The organism is Acinetobacter sp. YH01020 (assembly GCF_013420275.1).
Lineage (GTDB): Bacteria > Pseudomonadota > Gammaproteobacteria > Pseudomonadales > Moraxellaceae > Acinetobacter > Acinetobacter amyesii.
The window spans coordinates 36,744-42,955 of sequence record NZ_VOYN01000029.1; the positions used below are offsets into that span (position 1 = coordinate 36,744).

Annotated in this window: 5 protein-coding genes and 1 pseudogene; 5 read left to right on the forward strand and 1 reads right to left on the reverse strand. The window is 35.4% G+C overall.

Annotated features, from left to right (window positions below; translation table 11 throughout):
• The first annotated feature begins 198 nt into the window (after window positions 1–198).
• The gene (locus FTT85_RS11670) at window positions 199–1,086 is read left to right on the forward strand and encodes a DMT family transporter (protein WP_180183606.1); all 888 of its coding nucleotides are present in this window, start codon (window positions 199–201) and stop codon (window positions 1,084–1,086) included.
• Between the two features lie 277 nt (window positions 1,087–1,363).
• Window positions 1,364–2,662, forward strand: coding sequence for an MgtC/SapB family protein (locus FTT85_RS11675; RefSeq protein ID WP_180183607.1), 1,299 nt, complete (start codon window positions 1,364–1,366; stop codon window positions 2,660–2,662).
• Window positions 2,663–2,685: 23 nt separating this feature from the next.
• On the opposite strand, the gene yddG is transcribed toward FTT85_RS11675, so the two are convergent.
• Window positions 2,686–3,609 (reverse strand): aromatic amino acid DMT transporter YddG, encoded by a 924-nt coding sequence (gene yddG, locus FTT85_RS11680; RefSeq protein ID WP_180183608.1) that lies wholly within the window; start codon window positions 3,607–3,609, stop codon window positions 2,686–2,688.
• 336 nt (window positions 3,610–3,945) lie between these two features.
• On the opposite strand from yddG, the pseudogene FTT85_RS11685 reads away from it, so the two are divergent.
• From FTT85_RS11685 to FTT85_RS11695, 3 genes and pseudogenes are all read left to right on the forward strand, one after another.
• A pseudogene (locus FTT85_RS11685) lies at window positions 3,946–4,269 on the forward strand (hypothetical protein); the annotation flags it as partial.
• 609 nt (window positions 4,270–4,878) lie between these two features.
• Window positions 4,879–5,595: a hypothetical protein gene (locus FTT85_RS11690; RefSeq protein ID WP_180183609.1), complete on the forward strand. Its 717-nt coding sequence runs from the start codon at window positions 4,879–4,881 to the stop codon at window positions 5,593–5,595.
• Between the two features lie 17 nt (window positions 5,596–5,612).
• Entirely contained in the window at window positions 5,613–6,068 is a 456-nt protein-coding gene (locus FTT85_RS11695; RefSeq protein WP_004973749.1) for a helix-turn-helix domain-containing protein, read from the forward strand.
• Window positions 6,069–6,212: the final 144 nt, after the last annotated feature.

Consider the following 6,212-nt stretch of genomic DNA (forward strand, 5'->3'; position numbering starts at 1 on the left):
CAAAGGTGATATGCCTTTGCATTTTTTTATAAAAACTTACCTTTCGATACATACCAAGTTCTTAATATCAGGTTTTTAAATAAATTTTTTTCAACGAATCTATAACCAAGTTCAATGAATAATCTAGCCGTGTTGGGTCGCATTCAATTCAATAAAAGCGTAAATTGATGAGGCATCCACCGTTAAACCACCTTTCTTATGTTTCCAGTTTGGATCTTATTCACTTTAATGGCTGCTTTTATGCAGTCATGGCGCAATGCATTTCAAAAACAACTCAGTACCACTGTTGATGTGTATGGTGTCACCCTTGCACGGTTTATTTTTGGGCTCCCATTTGCCTGCATTTATTTGTTCGTGTTGTACCAACAACAGCCTGTGACTCAGGTAACCACATTTACACCTATGTTTTGGGTTTATGTGGTGATTGCAGGACTAAGTCAAATTTTAGCGACGATTTTGATGGTCTTGCTTTTTAAACAAAAGAATTATGCCATTGGTGTCGGTTTAGCGAAAAGTGAAGCCATCTTTGCGGCCATAGTGGGGGTGATTTTCTTAAGTGAACATTTAACTTTATTTGGTTGGATTGGTGTTTTGGTTGGTAGTGTTGCCGTTTTTCTTTTAAGCAAAGGTTCTCAACGACAAAAATTATCTCTGCCAACTTTATTCATCGGTGTAGGAAGTGGATTAAGTTTTGCAATTACCTCTTTATTGGTTCGTGAAGCCAGTTTAGAGCTAAGTGATTTACCGACTTTGCATCGTGCGGCGTGGGTACTGTTGAGTGTAATTGGCTTTCAATGTGTGATTATGCTGCTGTACCTCAGTCTATTTAGCCGCAAAACGCTCATTGCCATGTGGGATAGAGTCGGTCTAACCTTTCGCGTTAGTGTCTGTAGCTTTCTAGCATCCTTGGGCTGGTTTACTGCTATGAGTATGCAAACGGTTGCGATTGTCAAAACCCTAGGTCAAATCGAAATCTTATTTAGCCTCTTAATCTCTGCATATTTCTTTAAGGAAAAACTCGCAAGAACCGATCATTGGGGATTAGCCCTTGTGGTGATTGCGGCCATTATGGTGATTTGGGCTTAATGTGTGCTTTAAACAGTCATGAAAGCAAATTAAGGCCAAATTTAAGTTAGTTTTTCGAATATATTTTTAATTAAATATGAGAAATATTTGATGTCCACTAGGATATTTATCATGGAATTGTTTATGATTTAAAGGGTGAATAAACTTTAAACATGATTGAAAATGCTCAAGTTGTTCAATTTATATATTTATTTTTTGAATTTTAGCGTTAATTTTTTTTAATTATTTTTTATTTATATTGCCAATATAAACAATGTATTGATGGGAGGGCTTAAATTTGGAAATACTCATACAAACATTATCCTTCCCAGCATTGTTAACTATTTTAGCTTCGGCTTTAGGCTGTGGATTGCTCATCGGTTTGGAGCGTCAACGTAACAACAATTTGGACAGTGAACAGAGTTTTGCTGGTTTACGCTCATTTACCATTTGTGCGTTGTTTGGAGCATTGTGTTTTTTAATCCATTTAGCTGTTGGTGCGATCGGTGCAATTGTCGTCAGTATGTTTAGCTATTATGGATTAAGTCAACAAAAACAAGATATTGGAATAACCACAGAACTTGCTTTTGTTATGACCTATTTAATCGGCGCTGCTTGTGTATTTAATATTCCATTGGCTGCGTGTTTGGCTGTGGTGCTGACCCTCATACTAGTTGGAAAAAAAGGCTTACATCATTTTGCAGCGCATTGGATCAAAGACTATGAGTTAAGAGATGGAGTCTTTTTACTGGCATTGATCCTAATTGCCTTACCTTTAACGCCGAATCAGGCCTATTGGGGTTCTGTATTAAATCCCTATGTGATTTTAAAATTACTGATATTGATCTTGGTGGTGCAGTCATTAGCGCACATCGCCAAGCGGCTTCTATCTTCTGATAAAGCGATTATCTTATCGGCCTTGGCATCAGGTTTTGTGTCGAGCACAGCAACAATCGCAAGCTTAGGCATGGAAGTACGAGCAGGAAAAGCCAGTGCCAAAAGTAATGCAGGGGCAGGACTTTTTTCATGTGTTGCGACATTGGTTCAACTTTTGATCATTGTCCTTGGGGTGAGTTTTGCCTGGTTTAAAATATTAGTTATACCAAGTATCGTCGGAATATTGATATTGGTCCTTGCTGCGCTATATCTGATTTATGGCTCATCTAAAGTTCACCTTAATAATGACTCCAAACCGGAAATGCTTCGTGTAGAGGCAAATGAACCAGTGCCGTTAGAAAATACCGATAGTCGAATGTTTAGCTTAAAACAGGCGGCAATCATTGCCATCACGCTTACTTTGATCCAAGCACTTGTTTATGGATTAAATCTCGCTTTAGGTGATAAAGGTTTAATTTTAGGGACATTATTTGCATCACTCTTTGAAGTCCATGCAGCTATGGCAACCGTTGTGATGCAAGGTAATATCGATAATTTGACACTGGTTTATGCTGTGGTGATTGGATTATCAGCCCATGCAATTTCAAAATGTGTGAATGCATTTCTCACAGGTGGCTGGAAATATTTTCTATATTTTGCACCAATACAGTTACTTCATATGCTGTGCCTAATCGCGGTTTTGTTATTCAGTTTAAGATAAATGAGCCAAGTGACTGCTTCATATTATTCATGGCGCAATTGCATTAATTTGGCTTTTATTTGTGGCCAGCTGGTTGAAATCCAACATACAAGCGAACCTAACGTCACCAAAATGGCACCATGCCAAAAACTTAAACTCAGTGGCGTCTGTAAAATAAACATTGAAATAACCGAAGAAAAAATCGGACTAAAATACGATAAAGTCACCAATATCGTAATATTGCCTCTAATAATACCTACATTCCAAGCCGCATAGCCCAATGCAGTCACGATGGACACGATTAACATATACATACCGGTATGTAAGTCTACGGTAGGCATTCGCGGAATACCGTGAAATATCAACATTTTTAGCCATAGCATAATCGTGATCACGACGAAAAAGAATGAAATAGGGTTATGTCCAAGACTGTATTTACGTGTAATCACACAGTAGAGTGACCATAAACTCGCGCCCATAAAAGCAAGAAAATAGCTTAATGGATTGGACTGAATGTTGGTAAAGACTGTAGACCAGTTAAAACTTCCGTTAACAGTTTGGATTAAAATAATGCCGCCCAAACTAATGGCTAAACCAATGATTACGAAAAAGTTAAATTTTAATTCTTTAAATAATATTAACGCGGCAATTGTCAGACTCGGCCATAAATAATTGACTAAACTGATTTCAATCGCTTGTTGAGCAGTTTGAGCCAAAGCAATGGCATACGAAAAACACAACTCATAAATCACAAATAGAATAGTGGCGTATATCAAAAATTGGCGGGGAACCAGTTTAAGGTTTGGAATTTTAAATAAGAGCAATAGAATAATTGCACTCAATGTATACATAAAGAGCACTGCAAGATCAGGGCCAATACTGAAACTAATTTTCTTAAGTAAACCAACAATAGAAGACCATTGTAAGATTGCACTGAATCCAATCAGCGTTGCAAGATTTTTGGACATGATTGCTCGAAGATTTCGCAAATGGCGAATGAATTTTTAATTTTTATTATAGTCTTTATTCAGTCGTTTAGTATAAGCGTGAAATTATCAAACTCTATTTAATTAAAAAGATTTAGAGCTCGTCGTACGTCAAGAGCAGCATGGCGATGAACTAGGTTTAGGTTCTGGCTTATTAACACACGATTTAAAACTTGGACAATGTATTCATGCCTATATTCGTGCGAATCCAAATTTTCACTTAGCAGAGGGCGTTAAGTCGGCAATTATGATTGGCAATGGCTCAGGAATGGCGGGTTTGCTTTCACATCTTAAGCAACGTGTCGAAAAGAGCACTATCAAAACTGGTTAATTTATGGTGAGCATCAACAAGATTTCGATGCAATTTTTGCTGATGAACTGCATGAATTACAAAACCAAGGTAAAATTTCAGAAATCGATCGGGTATTTTCTCGTGATGGATTTGCTGAAAAGTATGTGCAAGATGTCCTAGTTGTAAAAAAAGCTGAATTGTTTGATTGGCTAGAGCAAGGGGCTTGTCTCTATATCTGCGGCAGTTTGAATATGGCCAAAGCGGTAGATGCCACTTTGCAAGAGATACTGGGCATTGAACAACTGCATACACTGCGTAAAGCAGGTCGTTACCGCCGTGATGTGTATTAAATAATTGATGTCTACTGAAGAAGTAAATAATGATGCAGTTCGTAATGAGATGGATCGATAGTTTAAAAAGGAACAATAATGGATAAATTTGTAATTAGAGTTTATCACGATTATAAAAGGCTAATTATAGCTATTTTTTTTATTATTGAGTTTTTGATTTTTTTAATAAAGTATTACTTTTTTGGGATAGGTTTCTGGAGTTTTATTGGTGCAGTAGTTTTTTTTATTATCTTTGTTGATCTAATTTATAATGGGAGTTATTTGTTGATCGGGAAGATAAAAAAAGAAAGTGAAGTTTATGAATATTATATTAGGTTTATCTATATTTTTGTAATTTATTTATTTTCAATATATTGCATTGTTGAGTGAAGAGTAAAATTTAAAAATTATGAGTAAATATTTTTTTTAATATTTTGTAGAGTTTTGCTCGTTTATGGCTCTATTGCATAAAGATTCTTAAGACAGACCACCATAAGTCACTAAAACTTATGTAACTTACTTGGATGTGAGGTGGGCCTAATCAAAATCTTTTGTCTTCTCCAAAGCGTGGATTAATCAATTGCTAGCCAATCTTATTGTTTGAATCTTTTATTTGGAACTGAGTGAAAAATGACTTATGAATATAAATTAATTTTCAGAGTTAAGTGTGTTGATTTTACAAAGATATTTGATCATGATGCTTTAAATTTATGTATATTTAAGTATAGTTATACCATTAAAAAATCAATGAGAATGCATATTTTTTTAAATTCCTTACTTACGATGTATTGTTCAATTTCAATATTTATGGTCATTTTTATATATTTTTTATCTAATTGGCAAATATGGGAAAAACATTTTACATCCATCGGCTTAATATCATTTTTAATACTGGCAATTTGTTTTTACTTTAAATGTAACGAAAAATTGAATGATGATGATATTTTGTTCAAGAAGTTACCAATGAAAGTACGGTTGCCAATAAGAACTTCAACTATATTATTTTTAAACCTAAATTTTGGTTTTATCTTGTTTATATTGGCAGTGCTTACAATAGTAATTACTACTTATATCTGGTTTATTACACTTTGTATTTTTATTATTTGGAATGCAATAATTTATCATCCTCATATTTGGTTTGTAGATTCTATTGATTTAAAACAAGATATAAAAAATAAAACAAATGAATTTGAGAGTGTAAGACAGGATAAAGGTGATTTTGAATATTTTAATGATGGTTTCACATACACTATAACTGGGCCTGAAATAAGCACTAAAACTATATTATGGAAAGATATTCAAAGTAAGTTGACAAAAATAACTAATCATGCGAAAAAGTTTTTTTAGTTAACAGATGTTCACACATGCCTCGAATTGTTTCTGTACCACTTAGTTTAGAACAGCGAGAACGACTCATTTTTCTGGCCAAGCATGCAAAACATTGGCGTGAAAGACAACGTGCCCAAACTATTCTCTGGCTTTCTGAAGGTAAAAGTGTTGCGGAAGTTGCCACTCTACAAGAACGTATCCCAGAAACCATAAGGCTACAACGCCGACGTTGGGAATTGTATGAGTTTGAATCGATTAAAGAAGGTCATCGCTCAGGTCGGCCCAATACATTGATCTCAGACTATCAGGCGAAAATCCTAGATTGGGTCAATACAAGTCCACTCAATGCAGAACAAATCCGAGTCAAACTACATGAAGAATACGAAGTGTCCGTGTCTGTTGAAACCATTCGTAAGTTTTTACGTGATTCAGGTATGGTTTTCAAGCGTACCCGTCATAGCTTGAAAAAAAAGAGATCCGATTGCATTTGAACAAGCAACACAGCAGATTGAAAAATTACGAGAGCAAGCGGCACGTGGTGAAATTATATTAGGTTATGTTGATGAAACAGGGTTTTCAGCTACTCCTGATAACCGCTATGCGTGGACAAAGATAGGTGATGTTCATGCGGTTGA

Bases quoted from the DNA above. Each gene is read 5' to 3' on its own strand.
- FTT85_RS11670 (WP_180183606.1), top strand. From the start codon at position 199: ATGTTTCCAGTTTGGATCTTATTCACTTTAATGGCTGCTTTTATGCAG.
- yddG (WP_180183608.1), bottom strand. From the start codon at position 3,609: ATGTCCAAAAATCTTGCAACGCTGATTGGATTCAGTGCAATCTTACAA.
- FTT85_RS11690 (WP_180183609.1), top strand. From the start codon at position 4,879: ATGACTTATGAATATAAATTAATTTTCAGAGTTAAGTGTGTTGATTTT.
- FTT85_RS11695 (WP_004973749.1), top strand. From the start codon at position 5,613: ATGCCTCGAATTGTTTCTGTACCACTTAGTTTAGAACAGCGAGAACGA.